Here is a 26,627-nt window from a genome sequence, read left to right as displayed (position 1 = left end):
TAATTAAAAGAAACCAAGTGGATTGATGTCGTAGCTCACCAACAAGTTTTTAGTCTGTTGATAGTGGTCCATCATCATCTTATGAGTTTCACGGCCTATGCCCGATTTTTTATAACCACCAAATGCAGCATGGGCAGGATATAGGTGATAACAGTTAGTCCACACGCGCCCAGCTTCAATAGCTCGGCCTACTCTAAAGGCGATATTTGCATCTCTGCTCCATAACCCTGCGCCTAAACCAAAGCTGGTGTTGTTTGCAATTTCAATCGCTTCTTCTTCGGTTTTAAAGGTTTGCACCGCGATTACTGGGCCAAAAATTTCTTCTTGGAACACACGCATTTGGTTGTGCCCTTTCAATATGGTGGGCTGAATGTAATAGCCTTTATCTAAACCTGGTAACTGTTCTTTTTCACCACCGGTGACAACTTCAGCGCCTTCTGATTTGCCGATATCAATGTACTTAAGGATTTTATCAAATTGTTCACTAGACGCTTGCGCACCTACCATGGTCTCGGTATCAAGCGGGTTGCCACGCTTAATTTTGTGAATTTTTTCAATCACTTTATCCATGAAGGCATCGTAGATATCTTCATGAATAACCGCACGAGATGGGCAAGTACATACTTCACCTTGGTTAAAGTAACCAAGTACTAAACCTTCGGCACATTTATCAATAAATTCCGGCTCGTGATCCATAATATCGGGAAAGAAGAGGTTCGGCGACTTACCGCCTAGTTCAACCGTAGATGGAATAAGATTTTCAGCCGCGCAACGAAGAATATGCTCGCCTACTGGCGTAGAGCCAGTAAAGGCGATTTTCGCAATTCGGGTACTTGTAGCAAGCGCTTGCCCCGCTTCTGCACCAAAACCATTAACAATATTGAGCACACCTGGTGGCAGCAAGTCTTGAATAAGTTCAGCAAAAACCAAAATAGACACTGGCGTTTGTTCTGCAGGTTTTAACACCACTACGTTGCCGGTGACGATAGCCGGTGCGAGTTTCCATGCCGCCATAAGTAGTGGGAAGTTCCATGGAATGATTTGCCCTACTACACCGTATGGTTCGTGGAAGTGATAAGCCACTGTGTTCTTATCAATTTCGCCGATAGTACCTTCTTGGCTACGTATACAGCCAGCATAATAACGGAAGTGATCGGCAGCTAATGGGACGTCGGCGTTAAGTGTTTCACGCACGGCCTTACCGTTATCCCATGTTTCTGCAACCGCGAGCATTTCAAGGTTAGCTTCAATACGATCGGCTATTTTTAACAGAATGTTCGAGCGTTCAGCGACTGATGTATCCGCCCACCCTTTTTTGGCAGCATGAGCAGCATCAATAGCCAGCTCAATATCTTCTGCAGTAGAACGAGGAATTTGGGCTATATCACTGCCATCTACAGGAGACGTAGTGACAAAGTATTCGCCCTTAACTGGCGCAACCCACTCACCACCGATAAAATTACCATAACTTTCTTTGAAACTGACTACTGAACCTTCACTTCCTGGATTTGCGTAAATCATAATGACACCTTTTTTGAATGCTTAGCGCGTCAACACGCTGCTAGTTATCGCTTACTGTGTCATTTGATAATCGTACTTTTGCAGCCAATCCACCATAATGCGATAGGCCGATTTGGCTCCTACTTTAGGAGGGGAAAAGAAGTTTATGCCTTGCCAATATAACCATGTTTTGTTGCCAGCTCGGTAAATTCTGCAGGAATGGTATTTAACTTTCGCTTTATCACTGTTAGCGCGTTTGACACTGTTTTCGCAGACAGGGCTAATTCATTGGCAATATCAAATCGGGTTTTACCCATCGCCGTTGCGATGAAGATTTCAAATTCACGCTTCGTTAATTTTGCAGCAATATCGACATCAGCGTTTAACAGCTGATTAGCCAAATTAACCGCCAATGAACGTTCTATGTATTTTTGCCCTTTGGCCACCACTTTTATGGCTGATATAAGTGTATCTGGCGGGCTACTTTTACTGATATACCCCATAGCGCCGGTTTGCATTGCCCGCTGTAATATGGCGCAATCCTCAAACATACTAAAAAATATGATTTTCAAATTAGGCTGCGTGGCTAAAAAGTCAGCGGCGAGCAATAAGCCACTCTCTTTCGCAAGATTAATATCCAGAACCAAGGTGTCGATATTGTGCGTTTTAAGTAGACGATGAGTTTGCTCCCCATCAGCCGCCTCTAAAACCGTATATTCAGGCAACATGGCATTTAGCAAAGCTTTATAACCTTCTCTTACTACAGCATGGTCATCCACTAGCAAGATATTCATGCAACGTTAACCTGGCGCAAATCTTCAGTGCCCTGTAATCTGAGCGACAACTGAACCCTTACACCGCCCTCTTTGTGTGATTTTACGACGCAGCTAGCGCCAATACATCTGGCTCTACTGTGCATAGATAACATACCAATACTTTCAACAGCGTTTCCGTCAAGCCCTTTGCCGTTGTCTCGAATATTGATAGTAAGTCCTTGCTGGTCTCCAGCAATATTCACCCATACTTTTGACGCATCAGCATGTTTTACCACATTGTTAATCGCCTCCTGAACAAAGCGATAAATATGAATATCTCGCTCATGCTCTTGGGCAAATTTGTTTAAATTGATAGAAACTTGCCACTGGGTTTGAGGTAGCGCTAATTCTTGTTCGAATACCAGTTTTTCAAGGGATTGCTGTAACGATACTCTGTCTAACACTAACGGATGAAGGTGGACCGTTAAGTGGCGAATGGCGTCACTAATTTGCTGACTCATGGCCTGCACTTTATGGGCAGACAACTCAAGCACACTGGGCTCATTTGAGTTCACTAAAATATAGGCGTGAGCTTTGATGGTAGTAAGTAGTTGCCCCACATTATCGTGTAACTCTCTAGCAAGATAGCTTCTTTCTTGCTCTTGTAACAACGCGAGTTTCTTATCTATTTTAACCAACTGCCTTTCTTTGCTTTGGAGTGAATCTTGTAAGCGCTGAAACTGCCCAATAACACGCTTAACTTCTTTAATATCACTGTCTTCAAAATCATTCGTCGCTTTCCCCTCTACAAGTTGCTGTAAAGCATAGCCCAATTGATTTAAAGGCTTCAAGTGCTGCGCTACGGCAACTTTTAGCGTAAATAGCAATACGCTTAAGGTTGTAAAAAATAACGCGACCACTAGCCAAAAAAGGTTCATGTTCTGCACCAATTCGGCAGTATTGTGCGCTCTTACTACCAAATATTGATTTTCATGGATGGGAATATAGATAGGTTGGTTGTCAGAATGATAATTAGTAGGCATTGATAACCGACCAGTAAAGCCTGATACCGATAGGTGTGGGCTTTGCTCTGCAACTGCCTTGATATCGTTAGCATTCATATTCGCTTTAAGCATCTCTTGCACTTGGTTTAGCGCACTGGATGTTTCATCGTTTATATTTTGGCGAATTTGGAAATAGACCGCGCAGGAAAAGACAATAAAACACACGATAAAGACGGCCACGATGGCACTGGATATTTTCTTAAACCCCGACATGGCAATACCATAAACACAAAATAGACGTGTTTATGCTAAACAGTCTTCGCTAACAAACACATCCTGCAATAGCCCTGTTTTAATCATTCAAAAGGAGGAGAAGAAGATGGAGGCGGCTAGCAAGGCAGTCGTCAATTTTACCCGTGTTCAGCCGCCAGAAGTACGTTGGTGAAATTATAAAAACGCTACGAGTGACTCCGACACAGATTCAGGTTGCTCATCAGTAACCCAATGTGCAGCGCCCTCTATCCACTTGATAGAAGAATCGGGAATAGCATCCGCTAACATTGGTGCATATTTCGGCTTTTGGAACTCGTCTTTATCTCCCCACAGTATCAATGTTTCATGAGTAAGAGTAGGAAGGCTTCCCGCAATGGCTTGGGTGTATTCTTTATTCAGTCTACGCATATTGCGGAAGAAGGCAGCTTTCCCCTTTTCATTACTCCACGGGGTAATATATAAATCTATCATCTCTTCAACCGGTACCTTGTCTCCGTATACGCCGTTAGGAATGAAATCTTCAAGAATACCGCTAAACTTTTCCACACTCGTATTTTCTTCGAAACCGTTTTCGAAACTTTGTTATGAGTAATCAATTATGTTAATGCTGAACAGATGAAACCAGTAAAAAAACGAACACAAAATGTTAACCAATTGACAATTAAAAGCGCAGAAATCCACCTCAAATTGTTGACCAATAACCCCTGTATGCTATAACTAATAATAAGTAAAATCCTTCAAACCCTTAGTTTTTGAGCGCCTTCGACTGTAAACAGCATAATTTTAATCTCTTTGGTGCATATAAATATATGATTTGATAAGCCTCTTTTAACAAATACTTCTGTATTTGTAGAATAAGACGTAGATATCCTGAATTGATTGTTTTAAATGGTAGGTTTTGTTAGCGGATTTAGCAGAACAAACGCAGCTAGGCACCGGTATGCTTGAACCTTTTAAAGCAATTGAATTGTGTTGAACAATAAGTACAATTTAACCGATTAAGTTGTATCTGTTTGTACCTAATTATTGCAGTTATAAGGTTTAGTTGATGAAAAATCGTCGCATGTTCTGGCATATCGTTGAAAAAATAGAAGCGCAAATTGACGCTGGCCGATATCCCCCTGGAAGTCGCTTGCCGCCCGAAAGAGAACTTGCTGAAAATTTTGACGTCAGCAGACCAACCATCAGAGAAGCCATTATTGCACTTGAGGTGCGAGGCCGCGTGGAAGTTAAAGTAAGTTCTGGTGTGTATGTGCTAGACAATCAGCCTCAACAAAGTGAAGTACAACGCATTAGTGCTTTTGAGCTTACTCAAGCCCGCGCGCTGGTAGAAGGCGAAGCGGCAGCACTGGCGGCGCTTTCGATAACCGATGAAGAGCTTAATAGTCTTAACGACACCCTTATTGCAATGGAAAATGACGACGAGCCGGAAAAAGCCGATAGAGAATTCCACTCTATTATCGCCAAGGCTACTCGTAATAACGCGCTGTTGTTATCTATTCAACATTATTGGAAGTTAAGAGAATCTCAACCTCAAATCATATCGTCGTACAAAAGCGTTTGCGGTACCAGTAGTCAATACCGGCTAGAAGAGCACAAGCGTATATTTATGGCGTTAAAATCACGTGATTCACAAAGCGCGCGAACCGCCATGCATGGACATTTTAATCGATTGATTAATGCTTTATTTGAAGCATCAGAGGCCAAAGCCTTGGAAGAAATTAAAAAGAAATCAAGCGAAACCCGAGACCGATACTCTATTACTCATTTAGTCGGTTAAGTCGACAGCTCAAACCTATCACTTAATATTAAGCCGCTTAATTCACCTTAAGCGGTTTTTTTATGTCTCTACACCCCTATTTTTAGAAGATACTCATCAACGAAAACTCCCACCACAACAGACTTACCAAAGTGTAAGAATAATAAATAATTTTGGTATGATATGAGTGTTGGATAAAACTATCCACGCCCTTATATTTGAAAATTATTAATTACATTGCGTTTACATTAAGGGGGCGCTGCCTGAATCGACCAGACTTTACTAGACAGATTTTCTTTTGAATTCTTCTAGCTTTTCATAAGCCAGTGGAGGCATATTATTCGCGTCACCATGCTTGCGTCTAGAGTTATAAAACATTTCGATGTAATCGAATATGTCGGCTCTTGCATGTTCACGTGTTGTATAAATTTTTCTCTTTATTCGTTCTCGCTTAAGTAGTTGGAAGAAGCTCTCTGCGACGGCATTATCATGGCAGTTCCCTCGACGGCTCATGCTGGCTTTGAGATTATGTTCAGTTAAGAAGTCACTCCATTCATAACCTGTAAATTGACTCCCTTGATCTGAGTGTATAAGTACCTGCTTTTTAGGCTTTCGTTGTCACACCGCAGCTAGCAGGGCTTGAGTAACAAGCTCAGACTCCATGCGAGAACTCATCGACCAGCCAACAACAGCGCGAGAGTATAAGTCTAAAACGACGGCAAGGTAGAGCCAGCCTTCGTGAGTTCGGATGTAGGTAATATCAGTGACCCAGTATCTGTTCGGTGTGGCAACCGTGAATTGCCTATCAAGCACATTATCGGCAACAACCGCAGGCTTGCCGCTGAAGTGTCCTTTATGCTTTTTATAACCGACTTGTGCCTTTATACCTTCTAGCTTCATCAATTTAGCTACGCGATGTTTGCTGCAAGCTTCGCCTAAATCCTTAAGGTCACTCGTGACTTTTCTATACCCATAGACACAGCCACTTTCTAGCCAAGAATGCTTAATTAACCCCATCAGGCGCTCATCTTCTAACTGTCGCTTTGATTTCGGTTTATCCACCCATGCGTAGAAGCCACTTCGTTGTATTAAAAGTGCTTCACACATGAGTTTTATTGGGTAATTCTTGAGCCTAGCTTTTATGAACGCGTATTTTTCTTTGACTCGCCCGCGAAAAATACGGTTGTAAGTTCAAGTGATCACTGCAACGCTCTTTTCGATTTTGTGTGATGGAGTTTTGAATTTCAAGCTCTTTCTCTAGCTGCTTAATTCGGTCGGATTGTTCTTGAGACTGCCTATGTTCTTCACTCTCTGGGCCGTAGGCTTTTATCCAGTTATACAGCGAACTGCTAGTCACTCCCAGTCTCTCAGAAACGCTTGCCACCGAATAACCTTGGTCGGTAACTTGTTTGACGGCTTGTATTTTAAATTCTTCTGTAAATCGCTGAGACATCTTTTCTCCTTAGTACACACAATTATAAAGCAATTAAGTGTCTAGAGAAGTCTGGTCGATTCACTTCTTTGTTTTATTCAAAACAAAATCCATCTGGATACTGGTGTATTTGATCAAAATCAGCTTTACCTAGTGAGAGGCCACTTACCTTGAGTGAGGCATAAGCCATACTTATATGAAACAAAAAATTTGGAATGGCATAGATATTAATAAACGTATCACGTTCAAAGGATCGTTCAGCAAACCCTGCTGTGATTCCAAACTGCATAGACGTTTGGCTCTCCAACTCCTTGTCTGGTATGGAATCAAGATAACTCATCGTACTCTTCAGCTCATCAATTAGTGCTGCTCGGTCAGTCCCTCTGTAAAACGTGAGGATTTCTCTAGAGGCCAGTTGACAGCAACAACGTAATGTAAATGACACGGCGGTGCTAATATGCTGATGTGCCGGGAACATGGTATCTGTGAGTTGGTGCTTTAAGTGAGAATCTACATTGTCATTTTCTTCAAGAATTTTTTTAACATTTGATAAATAATATAGAAATACTTTTTTTGGATTGTTCATAAACAGTGTTTCCTTATTTCACTTACCACCACGTTTCATATTGAAATCCCACATTCATGCCAGCGGTGGAAACCTCGTATGGGTCATCGACATCAAAGACCGTGATGAAAAACCGATATACAGGTCGATCATAAAAAGTCTTGTTTTTTGAATATTGTAAGCCTAAAGAATACTTTCTATGTCTTGCCGTGTACTTGTCTTTGAGCTCCAATGTGTCAAAACTGATCTCTTGAACCAACGTAATTTCTGATGACAGGTAATTCATAATTCTTAATGCGGTCCCAAACCACTGTTGCGTTTCTGAGACCAGCGTTCCGCTTTCTCTTTTTTCGTATATATTGGTCACTCCCAGACTCCATAAATTGGCGTCGTATACCAACTCATTCACTACTTGAATTCCATTAGTAGTGGGATTAACTCCTCTAGGTTGCGAAAATTCATGGTGTGCGAGCGGGCCGCTCGCTTTTTTTATTGCAAATAAGTAAGTCAGTTCACTATCCACCCGTGTTGTGAAGACTATGCCAAATGCTCTATGTATGCCATGATCAGTATCGTTTCCATAGGTAGTAATAATTTCTAGTGACGAGCTATCCAGATACTCAAAAAGATCAGAAATCAACACACGTAAATCTGTCGAATTTATCTTCGATCCCTGAGTATCACTAAAAAAATGTGAACCTGTAACTCGAATATCCTCAGTTACATCATAGTAGCCACCGACACCTTCTCCCCTGTAGTGATAATATTTATAATCATAAATATGCGCTTCCCGGCGTTGATAACTTCTTTTTCCCGTCCAAAGTCCCCACCCAGAAGCAAATCTAACTTGTAAGAACTGCTCGTCGGCGCTGAGTAAGTATGGATCTTGTCCAGGCAAATCCAAGAAATCCCAGCCTATGACACCTAACAGTGTGAACTCGTCAGTTTCATAGGAGGGATGTAATTGGAATTCCAAAAAGCCTTCGCATTCGTTTCCGTATCTGGATTTTGCGAAAGCGTTCAACATACTGTTGCAGTTCATTGTATTCCCGTTATCGACTCCAATTAAAAATCCATGCCGAAAATAGCCTGTTGTATCAAGCTCAAAGGATGCAATGGCTGACCAGCTACTGCAAGTCAGTGTGAGCGCCACGAAAAGAGCAAAAATAAACCTTTTATTCTTCATGCTTAAAGCCATGTAGCACTGTTAGTGGCTAAGTTTAGACTTGTTTGGTGGAGACCAGAATACCGATCCGAATAGAATTTTCGGCCAATATCGAAGCTTATTTTTTTTGAACTCGTCTATAAACCTGATATATGGCAGCAGAATATACCTCATTGGATTCACGCAATAGTCAGTATGTTTACTAAATAATCCGGACTCGGGAATATAATTTACTGGCTCTACATATGTTCCAAACAGTCTATCCCACAGCGTCAAACGTGCTCCAAAGTTGCACCCGGTTCTTTTGTTGTGAATTGGATCTCGAGAGTGATGCGTATAGTGCACACATGTCGTCATGAAAAATAAGCGCAACCATTTAAGCGGTCTGTAACGATTTTCAAGCGCATAAAGCGCAACTGAATGAGAGGGATCAATCCAAAGATTGATTAAAGCCATTGGTATTAGGAAGTAACCTGCATTAGAAAAATCATTGGTAAATAATTTTGCAACAAGAGGGAGCAACATCAACGAAGCGATACCATGCGCATTTAACAGAAAAAATCGTGGCTCTACACCGTGAGTAAGCTGAGTCAGATTTTCATTTCTGTGATGGTATATATGACCTAAGTTCCAAAATACCCTAACATTGTGGATCATCCTATGTGACCAATAAAAACAGAAATCTCCAAGTAACATGGCGATTAAAAAAGCAGATACACCGTCAAGATGAACGAGTGTAGGAATTGAAACAATAAATGAATCGTAACTATCAATTAAGTTCTCTACTGGTAAAAGACTAAAGCTGAAGACACCCAAAAACAGAATAAGAGAGTTAACGACAACCATATTTAGCATATTCGCATAATCGAAAGAGCGGCCAGTGAGGCGTTTGAAGAAAACCAAATCTGCTAGTCCGACAGCTAGACCCCAAACGATTTTTGCGACTGCGATACATATTAGTAGAGAATATAGCTCTGGCGAAATCCAGTCCTGCTGAATACTTTCTACCATATAAAATACTTCAACAGTGCCAGAATGATAAACGTCTATCATTCGCAGTACCTGAGGTTGCCAAATGCTCCAACCTATTACACCTATTGCTATAGTAATTAAAAACAATAACTTTGTTCTCGGTACTTCGATATTGTAGTGCCACATTTTTTTAAGCAGCTGTTTACCTGATTTAAAGGTTTTTGCACTATTGAGGATTCGCTCAGACATAGCAACTTTCCTTGTTTTGTTAGACCGAGCTGTAGAATATGTCGAATTCTATTGAAAATAATCAGTGTATTTATTATTTTACTATCAACCTGTGGTTTATAATCTAAAGCGTTAAATGAGTATTTATAGTGAAGTAGGGGCTTTTCATGCTGTTGTGGAGCAAGGGAGCTTCATAGGCGCTGCTAAAAAACTAGGAGTGAGCAGTACTGCTGTGAGCAACTCAGTGAAAAAGCTTGAGGCTCGGTTGAATGTGAGACTTCTTGAACGATCTACGAGAGTAGTTAGAGAAACCCACGAGGGTAGATCTTTTTATCAACAAAGTCGTTTGGCGTTTGCAAAGCTTGAAGAGTCCTTTGAAGAAGTCAAAGATAAATCGGAAATACTCGCCGGTGAAATAGTAATTGCTGCACCTACTGACTTAGCCAAGACGAGACTTCTCGGGGTTCTTGACTCCTTTTTGTCCATCTATCCCGAGGTTCGTTTTCGGGTAAACACATCTGACTTCGTGGAAGATTTATATTCCGGCGATATTGATATAGCAATAAGGTATGGTATTCCCAGTGATTCAAGACTCGTTGCGCGTCCTCTATCCGATAAGAGAAGAGTCTTATGTGTTTCTCCCGACTTTATACTCAAGCATGGCCATATACAACACCCCTCAGAACTATCTCACCTACCTTGCATCTGTTATAAAGTTCGAGACAAGATAGATAACGAATGGGTTTTCTATAATCGGTCGGGCCAACGAATCCAAGTGAAGGTAAATTCCCAATTTTGTACTGACAACAGCTCCATTGCCAGAGAGTGGGCCGTAAGAGGAAAAGGAATAGTATATAAATCTAGCGTGGACGTACATGAGGATATTAAGAAAGGTCGATTGGTGACAGCACTAAATCAATTTGTAGGCCAAGAGTCCGCATTAAATGTGATCTATCCCTCTGCTCGGTATCAGCCACTAAGAGTTAAATACTTAATAGATTGCCTAATTGAATTCCAGTGGTGAAGGTTTACGCTTTGATTTGATAGTTCATAACTGTAGCGTCCTGACTTCTTCTCCTGTCTGACTGCTAATTACATCTTACGTGGACCATGTTTAAGATTAATCACGCCACTAATTCCATTTATGTGGGACACCGTTATTTTTTGTTGAACTACGACGCGTATATGCAGTTGGTCATTTCATATTTCTAAGATAGTCAGGAGACGCTTGAGCGCTAAAATTGCGGTCCACCTTACTGTATTGGATTCGTGCCAGAGTATTAAGTCTAAAATTTAAGAAGCAGCAAGTTTGGCGTTAGAATGATTAACTATCGCTGTGACTTCAGCGGACACACTGCCGCCGCTTGGTCAGGCTGTTGCGAACGTTGGCCTCAACAAGGAATACAAAAAGCCAGAAATATTTCATGGCTGCAACATGAAATGAGGAGTGGTAGTGTTATTAAAAATGTACACTTTTAACTGTACTGACTCACACATAATTTGCTAGGTTCGGTTCGGATTTTGAATTAAACCAAATCTTACAATTCTCAACTGATTTATTGTTAAAAAGAGCGCAGGCCGTGTTAAAGCAAACATAGGATTTATGATGATGAAAACTGACCGGATTTTTAGTGAAGCGGATCACAGTTTACACCAAGAATTTTCTGCTCAAGATAGTCTTATCAACACAATTGACAATTCAAATCCAGCAGAACTTGTTATTGATAACCCGGCTTCATTTAACATCACCAGAGGGCACACTGATGATGAATCTTTTTCTCAATTGTCTGTTGATATTCCATCAGATGGCATGGATAAGATGGCTATCGCGTGGTGCAAAAAACGTGGACTTCATGGAGCGCTCGGTGGTCCAGTAGGTCGAGAGTTTGGCTCAGTGGATTGCGAATACAATGAGCATATTTCCTATACTATCGAACAAGAAGATGCTGAGCGAGTGGAAGGGGAAAGGCAGTCAGAGACAGAAAGTAATCTTGAATTTGATAACATTTTTGATGTTGTAGCAAACAGTTCAGAAAAGGCCAAGCTGTTAAAAGAAGAGTCCGATAAGTTTATTAATGATAGGGACGCTAGCGAACAAAAAGTGCTATTTTCGACGTTGCATACTAAGCATAAACGAGCGGCTTTTGGAATTCTCAACCATATCAGAGCTAGTCAATCGATGACGAAACTTCACTGTTATCAGCAATAGAAGAGGCGTTGCTAGAAGAACATGTCATGTCTGACAATGAGGATTTTTAGAGTCTGACTGACAATTTGAAATTAGATTAGTTGCTTTAGGAGTTGAATAGAGCATTAATTAGCGCGAAGAGCGTTATGGATCTACAAAAATCGTAACGGTTGCTTTCGTGATAAAGATTTCAAGCCCACATGCATCTAAAAAGTACATTCTTCAAATTTTATGATTATTACCTTGCCTCTTGATATGTTTTTCACCCCAACTTTCTATTTTCGGCCCAAAATGATTGATGACAAACACACCGATAACCAATACAAAACCTGTTATAGGTAGAGCCCATGAAACGAACTCGATACCGCTGATGCTTGTCATGCTCTTCTCCGACAACAAGATAAATTCTCACACCAAGACCGATTCCTACTAATTCAAAAGCCACTGCATAGCCTCAACATTGTTATCATTTTATTTGATTTGTTATCATTTATTGTGAAATTTTACTTTATGAAGTAACAACCTAAAGCAGTACTTCCCTACCCGATGTGTGTACACGATATTTCCCCCAGTGCTTTTACTCGATGCTGTCGACGCAAAGCCCTTAGCCTAATAGAAAGCCCTAGTCTCATATAAAATAATATCCGCACATTCTATAAAAGATAATGGCCACATGACTTACTGCACGCTTCGTATTTCCCCACACGAATGTAAAGCGGCTTTACACTTTATTTCAGGCAATAGCACTAAATTTACGTTAGGATAGCGCTTCAGAATACCGCCTAAATTTCACCCATTTCACTATGTAAAACACTATCTACTGCGCTATCGAGCTAGACTAGCGCTAACCTTGCTTCTTAGTTTGCTGACATACTAGCTACAGCCCGGTAGATTTCTACTTCAAAGGAAAATCTTATGAAAGTCTTATCTTTATTCGTTATATTATCATTTTCGGCACACGCTTCTGCCAACGACACGCTTAACAAACTAAAAGGTATGTTGGGTGATGCCAGTACATCCACTTCACAAACCACAGAAGCGGCTGAGGCTAGCTCGTTAGATGTGTCTAGTTTGGTAAGTATGGTGTCAGAAAATTTAGGCGTAAGTGAAACGCAATCTGAAGGTGGTTTAGCCTCTATTTTTGATTATGCTAAAGGCAACCTCACTACTGCTGATTATTCAGAACTTGCCAGAGCCATCCCTGGGTTAGACTCTTTGTTAGAAAACGTACCTTCTGTTGCGGCAGATTCTACTAATGGCGGTTCAACTATGTCAGGCTTGCTAAGCAAAGCCTCTGAATATAGTAGCTCTCTAGGTTCTATAAACGAATTGAAGCAACAATTCGATGCACTGGGTTTAGATGCAGATATGATAAGCAGCTTTATCACACAAATTAACACTTACCTAAACAGCAATGAAGAAACACAATCTTTACTTCAGTCTGGTTTAGGTAATTTAGCCTCAATGCTTTAATATTTATTTTGGCGGCTGAGTGAGTGATTGACCTATGCCATCATTTATTCGCCGCTTTTTCCTCTTCTTTTTAATACGTCTAGAATAATTATGCCCATAAAAAACTTAACCACTTCATTTAAGCAGCAACCTAAATGGCGGCGTATTGCTACCTACTTTCTGTTGGCATACTTATTCTACGCGTTAATACTGGGTCTTGTTGCGCCTATGGTTCTTGAATCCAAAGCACCAAGAATATTGAGTGAACAGTTAGGCCGAAATGTCAGTATCGACAATATTCGCATTAACCCTTTCTTGCTGCGCGCTAGGGTGTCTGGATTTTCTATTGAAGAAGCGAGTAGCGACGATGAATTTATTGCGTTTACACTGCTTGAGCTTGATGTGGGCTTTTGGCACACCCTATTCAGCTTTACCCCTACCCTAGAGCACATTTATCTAAATGCCCCTTATGCACGCTTTGCTCGGGTATCGGAAGGTGATACTTCACTAGCGTCTGATCAAGATACCACCGTATTTAATTTTTCTGACATTATAGATACGCTCGCTAAAGCTAATCACGATACAACCGAGCCTGAAGCGCAAGAGCAAAGCGAAATACCTCATATTCGCTTGGGGAAATTTCGCCTGAGCAATGGCCACATCTCCGTGGCCGATTATGTCACCGACACACAGCTTGATTACCCAGAGTTGTCTTTTACGCTAAATAATCTTGATACCCTAGCCACTTCCTTAAATGTAGATGCAGGCCAAAGTCAGGTTAGTGCCGCTGGTAATAGCGCTATTAGTGCAAAGAACAGCTCTGAAAATAGCAGCAACGATGAATCAGCCAACTACTATTCGTTTACCCTAGCGACCACCGAAGGCGGCAGCGTTCAATTCGATGGGCAGTTTCAGCTGTCTCCCATAGATATAGCGGGTAGTTTTGAGGTTAGCCAAATTGCATTAGCCCCGCTTTGGCCATTATCTGATGACATACTTGATGCGAAAATAACAAACGGCGCCCTAAGTTTTTCCCTCAATTATCATCTATCACAAGACAATAATGATTTTCGCTTTCAAGCAAATAATGCCGACTTATCTTTGTCTCAATTAGTAATTTCTGACAAAGAAAGCCCTAGAGTTAAGCTTGCTGAATTACGCGTTGGTGATATAAACCTAGATACCAAAACGCAGCAGGTTAATGTTGCTAATATTAGCCTAGAGCAGCCTTGGATAAGTGCTCAAATCGACGAATCGGGCGTAGATTTAGTATCAATATTTACCCCAAAAGGGTTTGATGAAAAAGTTTCGCAAGCGGCCTCGAGCACGCCGGCCACAGCACCAAACACAGAGAACTCAGCTTCCGTCGATGCCAAACAAAGCGATAAAGCGGCATGGCGGGTAGTACTGCAAACGTTCGCGTTAAACGACGCCGATATACTCGTAAGAGAAAATATGGTTTCTAACGGGGTTAATTGGCGAGTATTTCCGCTAAATTTAAGCACGGGCGTTATAGATTCTACCCTTACAACCCCAATCGATTACACTATTGATATGAAGCTCGGTGGCAGCCTAGCGCAGTCTTCCACTTCAAGCCTATCAGCCACTTCATCGATAACTACACCCGCTTCATCAATAAGCAGTAAAGGCGCTATTTCGGCAAATGAACAAGCCGTGTCGGGGACTATTGATATCAGCCAATTCGGCCTTTCCCAACTTCAGCCTTATGTGGCGCAGTATTTAAATCTTGCTCTTGAAGATGGCAGTGCAGATCTTTCAGGTAGTTTTGAAGCCAATAGTGACAGTAAAGTAGTATTTAATGGGCAGGCGAGCATAGCGTCACTCACGGTTATCGATGATTTAAAGCAAGAGCCTTTGCTGCAATGGGCCGACCTTCAAATTAAAGGTATTAAGTATAATTCTACTGACAGCACCCTTTCTTTAGAAAAAATCACGCTGGATAAACCCTACGCTAAGCTATTAATCGCTGAAGACAAGCAAACTAACTTCAGTAATATTGTAGTAGAACAAACTGCCTCCCCCTCTATTTCGACACCAGAAACCAAAACCCAACCTGAATCTAAACAGGGAGCTCACCCCAGCGCTGACGAAGAAGTCTCTGAGCTTGTTATTCGCATTGGTGAAATTGTCTTTAATGATGGTAGCGCCTACTTTGCTGATAATTCTTTGCGCCCTCGCTTTGCTTCTGGAATTGAAAGCTTAAACGGCAGCATTACTAAACTCTCATCAAATGCCGACACCGCCGCAAATGTAGACGTAAAGGGTAAAATAGATGGCTACGCGCCAGTTGCTTTGTACGGCGCGATTAACCCGCTAATAAAAGATATCTTTTTAGACCTCACTTTCACCGTAGAAGGCGCGGAACTTACGTCAGTAAACCCTTATTCAGGTACTTATATGGGGCACTTTATTGATAAAGGTTTATTGTCCCTCGATATTCAGTATTTATTGGAGGATAACCAATTAGCGGGCAATAACCATGTAGTCATTGACCAACTTACCTTAGGTAGGAAAACAGACTCTGACCAAGCGCTTAGCTTACCGCTTGGGCTGGCCATAGCTTTATTAGAAGACTCAAACGGTGTTATCGATCTAGGTCTTGAAGTGTCGGGTGATTTAGATAGCCCAACCTTTGGGTTCGGCTCTATTATATTAAAAGCAATTGGTAACTTAATCACGAAAGCGGTGACTGCGCCCTTTTCGTTGTTGGCGAACTTAGTCGGCAGCGACGACGATGAGCTTAATGAAATTGACTTCACGCATGGCTCATCGCAGTTAACTGATGCTGCATCAAGTAAACTCGCTACCCTTGCCGATGCGCTAACAAAACGCCCTGGACTTCGCGTGAATATTGAAGGCACTGTAGATGAAGTACCTGACGCTTATGAACTAGCAGAACAGAAACTGCAACAACAGCTGTTGGCCCTTTCTGGTCAAGAGGCGCTACCAGAAAGCTTGTCGCCAAGTACTATGCCGATAAGCGGCCCTCTCGCTGACGCATTAAGTGAGTTATTCGTTAGCAGCACCGGCAAAACAGTAGAAGAAGAACGCGTAGTGGTAATAGCTAAATTGCAGCAAAGCGGTGAAGATACAGGTAAAGATACTGCAGATAGCGAAACAACACCTGTTCAAGTAGCACCTGATGCCGCGCAAGTCGAACAAGCACTCTATATCGCCATGTACAATCAAGTAAGAAGTGCCATGGACATACCGAAGCGGGAACTTGCCCATTTAGCTGATGCCCGCGCCAAAACGGTGAAAAACTTCTTGGCAAATGAACTTGCGGTAGACGCGAATCGTCTGTTTTTACTGAATAGTCGACAACATTTACAGCTTAAAAAGAGCGGAGTCGCCTTAACGCTTGAGGCTAATTAACTCTTCAGCCAGCTCATTCATATTTCTCAATGCTACTTATTACAATTTTGTTATTGCGTGCTAGCCGCGTTATTAGGACGCGGCTAATACTGCAATAAGCAGCATAGAAAGCATCTCTGAAGGCTCTTCTGAATAATGCCCGTTGTCTTCGCCACCTTCATTTGCCACAGCTTTGAAGAACGGGATGCTATGGGGTTTAGTGAGTGCGATAACGTTATACGACGCATCCCCACGGCGGGTTGCGTTACCTGTGTACATGGCCATTACACTACGTAATTTATTGCTCGATATAAAACTGCCAATACTATTTAAAATTTCAGTCTCATAGTTTTTACTCACCTGAACGCCTCTTCCTGCATTAATTAACCTGTTTGCCTGAGCCTCAGATATTGCATAAATATCAAAGCTTCGAGAGCCAATCATTTCATAGGGACCTACATCACCGATAAGTACGTAAGCTTTGCGCACTTTGTCATTGGGTGGTGAGAACATCGCCATGGCATTCGATACCGCCTCTGGCACATCGGTTTCGCCAGGCAAGAGCTCAAGGGCATCTATCTGTTGAATAAACCTCTCTCTTGACGTCTTTGTGATAACAACACTTGGGACAGTGATAAATTTTCCATCTCCACCATAGGCCACCACACCAATCTTAAATTCACGGGTAACTTTGGGCACTTCAATGGTGAGCCGCTTAATCGCGTCTTTCAAGCGCTGCAAAGGCACCGCCATTGAACCACTAATATCAATGGTGATAATCAGTTCGATGGGGTATTTATCAATACCCTCGGCAAGCTCTTTGTTCGCCTCATCTAAACTTTTCTGAGTAGACTCTAACGCTTTTTCGGTCTGTGCTGTTTTTTCTTTTGCAGCATCGAGTTCTTTTTTAATCTCGCTTATAGACTCAGGTGAAGACCCAGTATTGGGGAAAAAAGGCAGTGCAATAATGGCTAAAAACATGAATGCCCCCATTGCCGAGGCAAACAGATCAAGTGCAGACATACTAAATACGTTGACTTCCCTGTTACGTAATTTCATAAAGCCTCGACATTAATGCAGCGCTAAAAATCGTTTGCCAACACAGTAAGGCAATCATTCAGCTAGCGCCAACAGCACGGTCCCTACAAAAGATCCGCCACCAGTGACAAACTTACCGCCCCCAGTCTCTGCTAGTTGTTTTAAGTAGGCACGTCCGAGGGCATTCTGAGTTGGCACGAAAACCGTTGAAACTTGGCTTTTCTCACCACTTTGATTAAACCGACTCGCCTGACCTAATACTTGTGAAGAAACGCTAGCGTAGGCACCGTTATCGCTAATAAAAATAATGGTTTTTGATTTAGATGAGGCGCGCCACTTCAATGCTAATGCTTTGTTCATTGCAAGATTTATCGCTTCTTCGCCGTCTTGGTTACAGTTATGACTACCAGCGCGCATGGTATTCACAAAACGTTGTAACTGATTAACTGAACTCGTATTTAGCTTAATGATATCGTGACTTTTTATTGCCCCTCTTGGCTCACATCTGTCTTTAAAATCAATGACGCCAAGTGCCGCATCAGGGGATAACTTCATCAACAAATTGGCGATGTCGACAATTTCAGCCCTCAGCCCCTTAACTTGTTTATCCATGCTAGCGGTTGTATCAAGCGCAATTACCATATCCATGGTAGGAAAAGATATCTTAGATGTGCTTTGCTCTTCGTCTAGTTTCTTTTGAACTTCATCCCTTTGCTTTGCTATCTCCGCTTTTTGTTTTTGTTCTTCGGCAATTTGCGCTTCCGCTTTTTTAAGCTCGCTTTTAATGTCGGCCACTCGCTCAGCTGAATCTCCCGTATTGGGGAAAAACGGCAGTGCGATGATGGCTAAAAACATAAAAGCGCCCATGGCAGACGCAAATAAGTCTAATGCCGACATACTAAATACGTTTACTTCCCTGCTACGCACTTTCATTTGGTTTCACCTGTTCTTTCAGCTAAGACGGTAAAAAATGGACAGAAAAAGTCACCGTTCCTATTCGAAGGGTATCGCCATTTTTTAGTTCGGCCTTCGTGTTTGGCGCTAAGTCTTTATCATTTATGGCAGTCCCATTTACGCTGCTTAAATCTTCAATCATTACCTTATTGTCTATCAAGATAACGTTTAAATGCTCTCTTGAAACACCCGGCACATTAATAACGTAGTTTGCTTTTTGTGCTGAACGGCCTATTAATATGCCGCCTTCGGTTCTGGCTAAAGTAGACCCAATAACTTTAATACGATGCTCACCACCTGCTTCATCTTTGCCATCTAGAATAATGTCGTCGAACGTTGCCGACGCCATACTGAGCGCTTCTTGTGCCGATGCCACTTTGGCTTTCTCTGCCGAGAGTTGTTGCTTGTTTTCCGAGGCCTCTTGCTCTACTTCAAGCAGTTTTTTTCTACGGCGGCTTAAAACAATAAGCACCACAATCAGCACTAGAATGATTGGAATTGCATAGTAAATAAGTTTTTGTTGCTCACTTTTCTTTTCTTCTTCGAATTCCTGCTCTTTTTGTTTACTCTTCGCTTCGGTTTCTTTTACTTTTTCTTCTTGTTCTTTAATCGCTTTTTCAGCATCTTCCAGCTTTTTCTGTTGCTCAATAGTTTGCTGCCTGGCTTCTTCTAGTGCCTCTTCGGCCTTTTGACGTTCTGCATCTTGCCGGGTCGTATCAGCTTTAGCTTCTTCTAGCGCTTTTTTCTTTGCTTCCGCTTCCTTCTTTAACTTTTCAAGCTCTTCTTCCACCGCTTTGCGTTCCGCTTCTTGCTTCTCAAGTGTTGCTTGCTGCTTTTTCTTCTCTTCTTCTAACGCAGCCAGTTGGTCAGCTTCAGACAAACAGCTATTTTCTGATTCTGTGAAATCTATGTTGTGCTTAGTAAGGAACGCTGTTAGCGTTCTTAAGTTGGTTGCGGCTGAAAATGATGAAGACAGTTTAAGGCGCTTGTCGAATACCCCTTTGGTATCGCTAACACTCACGCCTAATAGCTCTTGGCAGTTGTTCACTAGCGGCGCACCAAACTCCCCTTCAGTTAATAATGCCGTATGCTGCCAGCGCTGTTCAGGGTGGCTTTTATTTACAGGAAGTATGGAGTGAAGAGTGCCTGCCGTAGAGAGTCCATTTAGCTTCACCAAATAGATTTTGCTACCAATGGCAGTATTCTCTTTCGCCACCACCACAGGGGTACCCGATAGTCCATTCACATGTAGAATAGCTAAGTCTAAGCTTTCATCTTTTGCTGATAGGTCAGCTATCAACTTTGCCTTACTGGTAGGGTCGGTGACGACATACTGATTGCCTTGCGCCAGCAGTTTTTGGTTGATGATGATGGTTTCGTTTGCAACCAGCGTAGCAATGCCTGTTTGCTCTACTTTTCCATCATCAAGCACCTCTATAGGAACGGTAGTAAAGGCATAGGATGGCAAAGTAAAAATTACCCAAAGTGTAATAAACATCCCTACTCTATACACAAGCGTATTCCTCAATTTATCTATCAGTTGATTTAGTTAATGGGTAGATGGCTCTTCTAATGTTTCACCCGCTTCCGGCTGCACCGTAGCGGGCTCATTTACAACAGGTTCTTTTACCTGCATGACAATAAGCGTCGCGTTGTCTTGCTTGGGTCGTTCTTGTGCTTTAACCGCATTTAACAGTGCCATTGTTAGCTCAGCACTATCATTTGAAGACTGTTGGCATACCCCGATAATGGTTTCATCACTACAACTTTCCACCCCATCACTAGCCAAAATAAGCAAATCATTTGGTTTAAGCTCTCTAGAATCGTCCGGCGCATCAACCCGTTCAATATTTCCGCCCATTACTGCTTCGAGTAATTGAGAGCGAACCGGTGATGTCCTTGCTTCCTCGCTTGATATTTCGCCTAACTCCACTTTTCTAGCCAAGACTTCCGACATAGAATGGTTTTCGTTAAGTCGCACCAACGTTTTGTTACGCAGTAACCACATTGGGCTGTCTCCTACACTTAACCACTGTAGATGTAAGCCATCAAAAACTGCCGCTATTAACGTGGTCCCCATACCTGATAACTCAGGGTTTTCTTTTACCTGATGATAAATAGCAAGGTTGGCCGCATCTAACGCGTTAATTAAACGCTGCTTAATATCCTGTTCATCGCTCTCAATAAATTGCTGTTTGAATGTATCGATAACCAAGCTACTGGCGATATCTCCTCCAACATGCCCCCCCATCCCATCAGCTAACAGCAACAACCGGAAACCGTTAGGCCAAGTTACTACTGAGGCACTGTCTTGTTGGCTTTTTCGAGCACCAATTATTTGAGACCACGCCACCTGAACCGAATACATGATTAATCCTCTTCCATACTTTCCCAAGTGAAGTTTTCGCCACACAAAGGCACAAACCTCAGTGTGGTTTCACCAATAGAAATATGACTAAAAGCAGGTAATATCATGGGCTGCAGTACGGGCGAAGGCTGGTTATCTAAATAGGTCATATTGGTACCTGAGCCCGGCTGAATATAGAACTGGTTACCCCTAGGATCGTAAGAGATAGTGGCATGATTAGCCCTTGATACTTGCCCATCACCAAAATCAACACTGACTCTTTCAGATGCACTTCGCCCAATACTATTTTGACCAAAGCCCAATTTTAAAAAGTGCCCTTTACCTGGCCCTTTTACCACCACAAGCCAACCAGAGATGGGGTCTTGCATAGGGTCAGGCATAAAATGTGGTGACTGCGCGGCGGTTTCAGTCGTACTGACTGGCGGCGCACTAGGTCTTCTGTTTCCCCCTACCACAGTGGGTAGTGCATCAATGTCATCGTGTTCTGATATTTCAGCGTTTTCTCGAATATCAACGGTCTCAGCAGGTGATGTCGTATGCTGGCGGTTGGCTGGAGTTGTTGAAGGTTCATCAAATATTAAACCAGACGTTGCAGGCCTTGAAGGCCTTGTACTTGATGGCATAGTATTGGTGGGAGAAGGTGTGGTAACCGTTGGCCCATCATTAGCGGTATTGCTACCTATACCACTCGCGCGCGTTTCAGGTTCGGTTGGAGCCGTACCTTTAGGAGCTGTACCTCCAGGAGCTATGACTGAAGGCATATCAACTGGAACGCCATCTGGGCCTCGTTTAATCGCCATGGTGCACCTCTATTTGTTTTCGTAAAGTCTATTAATTAAATTATCCATACAATATTGACCGGCACTATTAAGTGCCATTTCTTCTCTGGCCTGCACTATATGCAGTAAGAAAACCAATACCGCAGACATGATCAGCGCCACTAACGTGGTGTTAAACGCTAAGCCTAAATCTGTGGTCAACAACCCTAACCATTCACGAATCGCGTCTGTGTCTGATACATCGGGCATGTCTGCCGCCGACGATAAAGCTAAAGCAATACCCACCACAGTACCGATAAACCCCAGCGTAGGTATTAACCACACAAGGTATCGCAACATATTAAATTTGAGCTCTATTTCATGCTGCATTAACTCAAGGCTAGAATTCATTAAGGAGTTGGCTTGGTCGGCTGAATTACTGCCTTGGAATTGCAGGATCACCCGTTTGGTGAGCCGTTGAACAAAGAAGTGTTGAGCAACTTTGCGCTCGCATATACCGGTATAAATAGGTACCAGATCTTTCGCCCTCAGCATAACGTCGTCTTCTTCAGGCAAAATATAAAGCTTAAGCTGCTCTAACTCTTTGGCTGAACGATTGTGCCTAACCCACATTTCGCCTAGCCCGATAAAGAACATGAGCCACATTAGGTTTTGTAAGGTAGCGGGAAACATACCACTGCTGCGATCGAACAATACGTCGCCCACGTTTATTTGACCGGTTTTGGCTTCGCTGACAGGAAGTATTAATGCAAATACGCCAACCACAAATATGGTGATAAATATGGCGACTAAAGCCACAATAACCCGATATTTCTGCTCGTCTGATTCCAATAAATTCATAACGTTTACCAATCCATGTTTCATGTTAGCTATTTACGAGGACGATTCAATTTCACCCGTAGCAGTGTTGCGAATAGGCTTAAATGACATAGGCTCGACATCTTCATTCACTTCTTTTTGCTTTAAAAAGCCAGCCACTGCGGGCGAATTTATAATGCTACTGAGCTTAATTTTTTTCGTTCCCAACACGAGGGAATCGGCTCCGTCTATGTAGCCTTGCTTAAGCGGCTTCCATTCGCCGTTTTTTTTTAAAAAAGTGCCGTGAGTCGACATACGATCTGCGCAAAAGTAGCGCCCGTCATTGGTGACAGTTATTTCCATGTGAATGCGAGAAATACTCGGGTCGGCAATACAGATATCAGCTTGGCTCGACCTACCTACTGTGTAAGTTGCAAACGCCATATCACTCTTCCAACGCATATCGGGTTCGCATGGCAACAATGTCTTTTATACCGGTAGAAACAATGCCGACTTGACTTTCAACACTATTAATTTGCGAATCTAAATGCCTTAGGTCTTCAACCAGTTCATCCTTACTCCCCTCTTTCTCCTGTAGTTGTGCATTCTTTTGCTCAATGAGTAGTGCACTGTCTTTATTCTTCTGATTCAATGCTAAGGTTTGCTTTTCAACTTCCTCAATTTCCAACTGTAAATCGGTGAGTTGTTGCTCGGTAAGTTCGTAGCTAGACAGCTCTTTTTTGACCAAGTAAAGCTGGCTCATATAGTAATCAACTTCTTCATCGATTCCCTTCACCCGGCTATTTAACCCATCGAGCTTCTCTTGCATACTCGCAATAGTTTTTTCATCTAAGCCACTTACACTCGCCCAGATACGATCACTAGTACTTTGTTCTGTGGGATCTGCCGAAACCGCACACCCCACTACTACTATGCTAAGTAGCACCACACCTAATTTATATAACTTGTTCATTTCGTGGCTCCTTAACCTACAATTAAGCTGTTAAGTGCAGTGTTTTGCTCATCTAATTGGGAAGATTGAGTTTGGATGGCAGCCAGTTGCATGGAAAGTTGATCTCGCTTGGCAAGTAACTCCTCATGGGCCTCTTGTGTCTTGGCTTTATCTTCGGTGAGTGACGCAATTTCTTCTTCACTGTCTTCAAGTGCACTGTTCAAATATGAAAGCGTATCGGTATAGCGGTCTTCGAGTAGTTGATTTTCAGCCCGTAAAGCTTTACCTTCCGCAAGCAATGCTTGTGCCTCTGCTATTTCTGCTTCAGTGAGTGATGCTTTACTTTTAAGTAAATCAATTCTTTCTTCCATCGTTGAAATGTTTTGCTTAGTTTTTGCTAACTCTTCTTCTCGGGTTTGAATCGCATTTTCAGACGCTTCTATTTCTGACTCTAGAAACTCATAGTTACTGGCATAATTCATACGTCTAACTGCAATCGCTTCACCTATATATTTCCCTAACTGATCTCCGGCAATACCGCCAATGCCAGCACAACCAGCCATAAGCAATTTATTTCCGCCAAATTTCTTATAACACGCATAGCCGCCCACAATCGCACCGATGATTTGGCCCACCGTTCGTGAAGTACTAATATCTTTTTTACCCAACTCTTCAACGGGCGAACTTACGTCAAACGAGCTGAAGTCCATGCCGCCTTCGCTAGTGTTACTTTGATTACTTTCTGGTGTTAAAGCCCCCATCAAGCTTTCTGCTGTATTTGCACACCCTGTCATGAGTAAGCATGCAATGGTCACTGGTACTACTTTGTTTAACGTATTCATTTTTAAATCCCTATTAAATTGACAAACGTCTTTCAAGTTCGTATTTCTAGGCTGGCTTTAACCGCACGCTTTAGGAGCAACGGTTATTCGTTTTTCTAGTAACTCAATGACTTCGCTCTTTTCATTTAATTTAGAAGCTTCTTGGACAAGTAACTTTAACGACGCTAGGTATTCTGCTTTATCGTACTTCCCTTTTTGTTTACTCGACTTTATGACTTCGTCGAAGACATTATTAATATGTTGTGAGTTTGATTGATGACGAGATACTAAATCGGCAGCCCGTTCTCTGGCTTTCGCTAAATTCTTTTCAATATTTAGCGTTCGGTTTTCAATGCCAGAACGAAGTAGCTCAATATTTCTCGTTCCAGCATCATCCATATCATCGATTTCTTCCATTGCACATAGCATGCGGTTTTCAATAGTATTGCTGTCGTTATCCATCTCTGCTTTGGTGACCAAAGAGTAAATAATATCGATTTCTTCGTTTACCAAAATCTGATTAGAAGCAGTGCTACTTTTGGTTGCCTGTAAGCCATAAAAGCCGCCTAGCAGAACGACAACCGCCGCACATAGCGCGCCGACCCACATTTTGAAGTTATTTTTAGTGGGGGGAGTTGTCGATTGATGTTGATTCGCGTTCGCCCCAAGATTGTTGGGAACGGGCCCCGGACTGTACCCCGAGTTACTATTAGCAGATATAGGTTGAGACGTAGAAAGCCCTGCCGTGTTTGGCCCCGATACACTATGTGACTTGGATGAACTAGGATTGGAATCGGTGGCCTGCGGATGTGCAACATGCGATGGATAGCTTGGTGGAAACTGAGACGCTGAGGCCGATGAATCTAACCGAGTAGTTTGTTGTTCGTCTAGCCCAACCTGTGGTGTTACGGGTACGCCTTGTAACGCAGCTATAAGTTCATTAGCAGATTGAAAACGCTCACTAATACGAATTGATATTGCTTTTTTAATTGTATTAATAAAATTTTCAGAGAATTGCTCTTTAACTTCATCCAGTCGGATTAGGGCAGGATCTGCTTGGCCTTGCAATACTCTAGCGGTACGGTCTTCAACCCGGGGAGGGTTGGCATTAAGAACAATTCGCCACATCATTGCACCAACTGCGTGAATATCCGTCCAAGGCCCTAGATCACCCTCTGAACCTACCTGCTCTAACGGAGCATACCCATAAGTTTGCATTTGATTTTCAGACTTCTGCGTGTGGCCAAAGTTTTGTTTTGCAGCTCCAAAGTCAATCAACAATGGGCGCTCGTCACTTGAGCGAACAAAGATATTAGCGGGCTTAATATCTCTATGTAATACACCTTGGTCGTGTATATACTGCAAGCCTTCGAGCACAGGTATCATTAGTTTTATTATTTGCGCTTCAGTGAGTGGACATTCTTGTGCTGTGTGAGCTTTAAGAATCTGAGCGAGTTCTTTTCCTCGCTCTAAATTCATTACTAGATACGCTGTTCCATTGTATTTGAAGAAGTCTTTGCAGCGAATAATGTTGGGATGGTCATCAAACTGGACGAGCTGCTTTGCTTCATCGAGAAATTTTTGAATACCGGTTTCAAATTCTAGTTCGTCTGACTGGCTTAGAGGGTACACGGTCTGACCATCACGAGTAGCACAGTGCTGCGGCATAAATTCTTTAATGGCCACCAAGGAATCAAGATGCGTGTGGCGCGCTTGATAGACAATACCAAACCCACCAACCCCAAGGACTGACTCTATTTGATATTGTTGAAGTTGCGTACCAGCTGGTAACGCGAGCTTGTGCACCTGACTGCTCATTCTTCCCTCTGCAGTGGTAAATACTTACCTGTATATTTGCATTGTGTGTTGCACTTTATACTGCCCTTAGTGTGCAACTTTTTTTCTAATTATTGGCGCAGTTGTCAACATCTTTTGATGTCACTAAAAACACACCATCTGATCAAAATTTAAACAACAATAAAAGATATACACCAAAGAAAATAACGAATCAATCTTTTAAATAAACACTGTGTGTTTATTTTTTGATCAGTGGTATTTGTATGGAAAACGATCAATACTACACAGCGCTAGTGAAAAGTATTTAGGCCTTTTCGTTGTTCTACGCACTTACAAAAATAATGAATTGCGATTTCAATGGCGCCAAGGACAGGTACAAATATGATACTTTCAGCTCCCTCTTTTTTGTCTTTTCCTCATTTTTCTTTAGGGAAACATAGGCAATTCTCCCA

General features: G+C 42.3%; 23 protein-coding genes and 1 pseudogene. 5 read left to right on the top strand and 19 right to left on the bottom strand.

Going from position 1 to position 26,627, the window contains the following annotated elements; genetic code table 11:
* Positions 1-3: 3 nt before the first annotated feature.
* From J5X92_RS18535 to J5X92_RS18520, 4 genes are all read right to left on the bottom strand, one after another.
* Positions 4-1,521, bottom strand: a complete 1,518-nt coding sequence (locus tag J5X92_RS18535; protein ID WP_126872591.1) for an aldehyde dehydrogenase family protein — start codon at positions 1,519-1,521, stop codon at positions 4-6.
* A gap of 143 nt (positions 1,522-1,664) precedes the next feature.
* Complete coding sequence (locus J5X92_RS18530) at positions 1,665-2,294, bottom strand: response regulator transcription factor (protein WP_208806269.1); 630 nt, start codon at positions 2,292-2,294, stop codon at positions 1,665-1,667.
* Entirely contained in the window at positions 2,291-3,532 is a 1,242-nt protein-coding gene (locus J5X92_RS18525; protein WP_208806268.1) for a sensor histidine kinase, read from the bottom strand. Before J5X92_RS18525 ends, J5X92_RS18530 begins: the two co-directional genes overlap by 4 nt.
* A gap of 174 nt (positions 3,533-3,706) precedes the next feature.
* Positions 3,707-4,078, bottom strand: a complete 372-nt coding sequence (locus J5X92_RS18520) for an alpha/beta hydrolase (RefSeq protein ID WP_013782716.1) — start codon at positions 4,076-4,078, stop codon at positions 3,707-3,709.
* Positions 4,079-4,580: 502 nt separating this feature from the next.
* On the opposite strand from J5X92_RS18520, the gene J5X92_RS18515 reads away from it, so the two are divergent.
* Positions 4,581-5,312, top strand: coding sequence for a FadR/GntR family transcriptional regulator (locus J5X92_RS18515; RefSeq protein ID WP_013782715.1), 732 nt, complete (start codon positions 4,581-4,583; stop codon positions 5,310-5,312).
* A 261-nt stretch (positions 5,313-5,573) separates the two neighbouring features.
* Here J5X92_RS18515 and J5X92_RS18510 read toward each other — a convergent pair.
* The 4 genes and pseudogenes from J5X92_RS18510 to J5X92_RS18495 all read right to left on the bottom strand — a co-directional run bounded on the left by J5X92_RS18510 (position 5,574) and on the right by J5X92_RS18495 (position 9,674).
* A pseudogene (locus J5X92_RS18510) lies at positions 5,574-6,744 on the bottom strand (IS3 family transposase).
* A gap of 73 nt (positions 6,745-6,817) precedes the next feature.
* Positions 6,818-7,309, bottom strand: a complete 492-nt coding sequence (locus J5X92_RS18505) for a DUF1993 family protein (protein ID WP_208806267.1) — start codon at positions 7,307-7,309, stop codon at positions 6,818-6,820.
* A 22-nt stretch (positions 7,310-7,331) separates the two neighbouring features.
* A complete protein-coding gene (locus J5X92_RS18500; RefSeq protein WP_041452458.1) occupies positions 7,332-8,474 on the bottom strand; it encodes a carbohydrate porin in 1,143 nt (380 codons plus the stop codon).
* 21 nt (positions 8,475-8,495) lie between these two features.
* The gene (locus tag J5X92_RS18495) at positions 8,496-9,674 is read right to left on the bottom strand and encodes a sterol desaturase family protein (protein ID WP_013782709.1); all 1,179 of its coding nucleotides are present in this window, start codon (positions 9,672-9,674) and stop codon (positions 8,496-8,498) included.
* A 115-nt stretch (positions 9,675-9,789) separates the two neighbouring features.
* Between J5X92_RS18495 and J5X92_RS18490 the strand changes: the two genes are divergently transcribed.
* Positions 9,790-10,677, top strand: coding sequence for a LysR family transcriptional regulator (locus J5X92_RS18490; RefSeq protein WP_013782708.1), 888 nt, complete (start codon positions 9,790-9,792; stop codon positions 10,675-10,677).
* Positions 10,678-11,256: 579 nt separating this feature from the next.
* Positions 11,257-11,862 carry a hypothetical protein gene (locus tag J5X92_RS18485; protein ID WP_208806266.1) on the top strand — a complete coding sequence of 202 codons (606 nt, stop codon included), beginning with the start codon at positions 11,257-11,259 and terminating at the stop codon, positions 11,860-11,862.
* Between the two features lie 201 nt (positions 11,863-12,063).
* On the opposite strand, the gene J5X92_RS18480 is transcribed toward J5X92_RS18485, so the two are convergent.
* Positions 12,064-12,222, bottom strand: a complete 159-nt coding sequence (locus J5X92_RS18480) for a hypothetical protein (protein ID WP_185864160.1) — start codon at positions 12,220-12,222, stop codon at positions 12,064-12,066.
* 534 nt (positions 12,223-12,756) lie between these two features.
* Here J5X92_RS18480 and J5X92_RS18475 point away from each other — a divergent pair.
* Positions 12,757-13,314, top strand: a complete 558-nt coding sequence (locus J5X92_RS18475) for a DUF2780 domain-containing protein (RefSeq protein ID WP_126872595.1) — start codon at positions 12,757-12,759, stop codon at positions 13,312-13,314.
* Between the two features lie 90 nt (positions 13,315-13,404).
* Positions 13,405-16,689, top strand: a complete 3,285-nt coding sequence (locus J5X92_RS18470; protein ID WP_208806265.1) for a DUF748 domain-containing protein — start codon at positions 13,405-13,407, stop codon at positions 16,687-16,689.
* Positions 16,690-16,761: 72 nt separating this feature from the next.
* Here J5X92_RS18470 and J5X92_RS18465 read toward each other — a convergent pair whose 3' ends face one another.
* From J5X92_RS18465 to J5X92_RS18420, 10 genes are all read right to left on the bottom strand, one after another.
* A complete protein-coding gene (locus J5X92_RS18465; protein ID WP_208806264.1) occupies positions 16,762-17,691 on the bottom strand; it encodes a VWA domain-containing protein in 930 nt (309 codons plus the stop codon).
* Between the two features lie 90 nt (positions 17,692-17,781).
* Positions 17,782-18,639 (bottom strand): VWA domain-containing protein, encoded by an 858-nt coding sequence (locus tag J5X92_RS18460; RefSeq protein WP_013782702.1) that lies wholly within the window; start codon positions 18,637-18,639, stop codon positions 17,782-17,784.
* A gap of 22 nt (positions 18,640-18,661) precedes the next feature.
* Positions 18,662-20,158 (bottom strand): FHA domain-containing protein, encoded by a 1,497-nt coding sequence (locus J5X92_RS18455; RefSeq protein WP_126872599.1) that lies wholly within the window; start codon positions 20,156-20,158, stop codon positions 18,662-18,664.
* Positions 20,159-20,209: 51 nt separating this feature from the next.
* The gene (locus J5X92_RS18450; RefSeq protein ID WP_126872600.1) at positions 20,210-21,028 is read right to left on the bottom strand and encodes a protein phosphatase 2C domain-containing protein; all 819 of its coding nucleotides are present in this window, start codon (positions 21,026-21,028) and stop codon (positions 20,210-20,212) included.
* A 2-nt stretch (positions 21,029-21,030) separates the two neighbouring features.
* Positions 21,031-21,828, bottom strand: coding sequence for an FHA domain-containing protein (locus tag J5X92_RS18445; protein WP_208806263.1), 798 nt, complete (start codon positions 21,826-21,828; stop codon positions 21,031-21,033).
* A 9-nt stretch (positions 21,829-21,837) separates the two neighbouring features.
* The gene (locus tag J5X92_RS18440) at positions 21,838-22,647 is read right to left on the bottom strand and encodes a MotA/TolQ/ExbB proton channel family protein (RefSeq protein ID WP_126872601.1); all 810 of its coding nucleotides are present in this window, start codon (positions 22,645-22,647) and stop codon (positions 21,838-21,840) included.
* A 33-nt stretch (positions 22,648-22,680) separates the two neighbouring features.
* The gene (locus J5X92_RS18435) at positions 22,681-23,049 is read right to left on the bottom strand and encodes an FHA domain-containing protein (RefSeq protein WP_013782697.1); all 369 of its coding nucleotides are present in this window, start codon (positions 23,047-23,049) and stop codon (positions 22,681-22,683) included.
* 1 nt (position 23,050) lies between these two features.
* Positions 23,051-23,578: a hypothetical protein gene (locus tag J5X92_RS18430; protein ID WP_126872602.1), complete on the bottom strand. Its 528-nt coding sequence runs from the start codon at positions 23,576-23,578 to the stop codon at positions 23,051-23,053.
* Positions 23,579-23,589: 11 nt separating this feature from the next.
* Complete coding sequence (locus J5X92_RS18425; RefSeq protein ID WP_126872603.1) at positions 23,590-24,399, bottom strand: hypothetical protein; 810 nt, start codon at positions 24,397-24,399, stop codon at positions 23,590-23,592.
* 57 nt (positions 24,400-24,456) lie between these two features.
* Positions 24,457-26,196: a serine/threonine-protein kinase gene (locus J5X92_RS18420; protein WP_208806262.1), complete on the bottom strand. Its 1,740-nt coding sequence runs from the start codon at positions 26,194-26,196 to the stop codon at positions 24,457-24,459.
* Positions 26,197-26,627: the final 431 nt, after the last annotated feature.

Origin of the sequence: Alteromonas sp. K632G (assembly GCF_017653625.1) — a bacterium.
GTDB classification, from domain to species: domain Bacteria; phylum Pseudomonadota; class Gammaproteobacteria; order Enterobacterales; family Alteromonadaceae; genus Alteromonas; species Alteromonas naphthalenivorans.
Note: the sequence above shows the minus strand (reverse complement) of the source record. Positions and strands in the feature narration are given on the sequence as shown.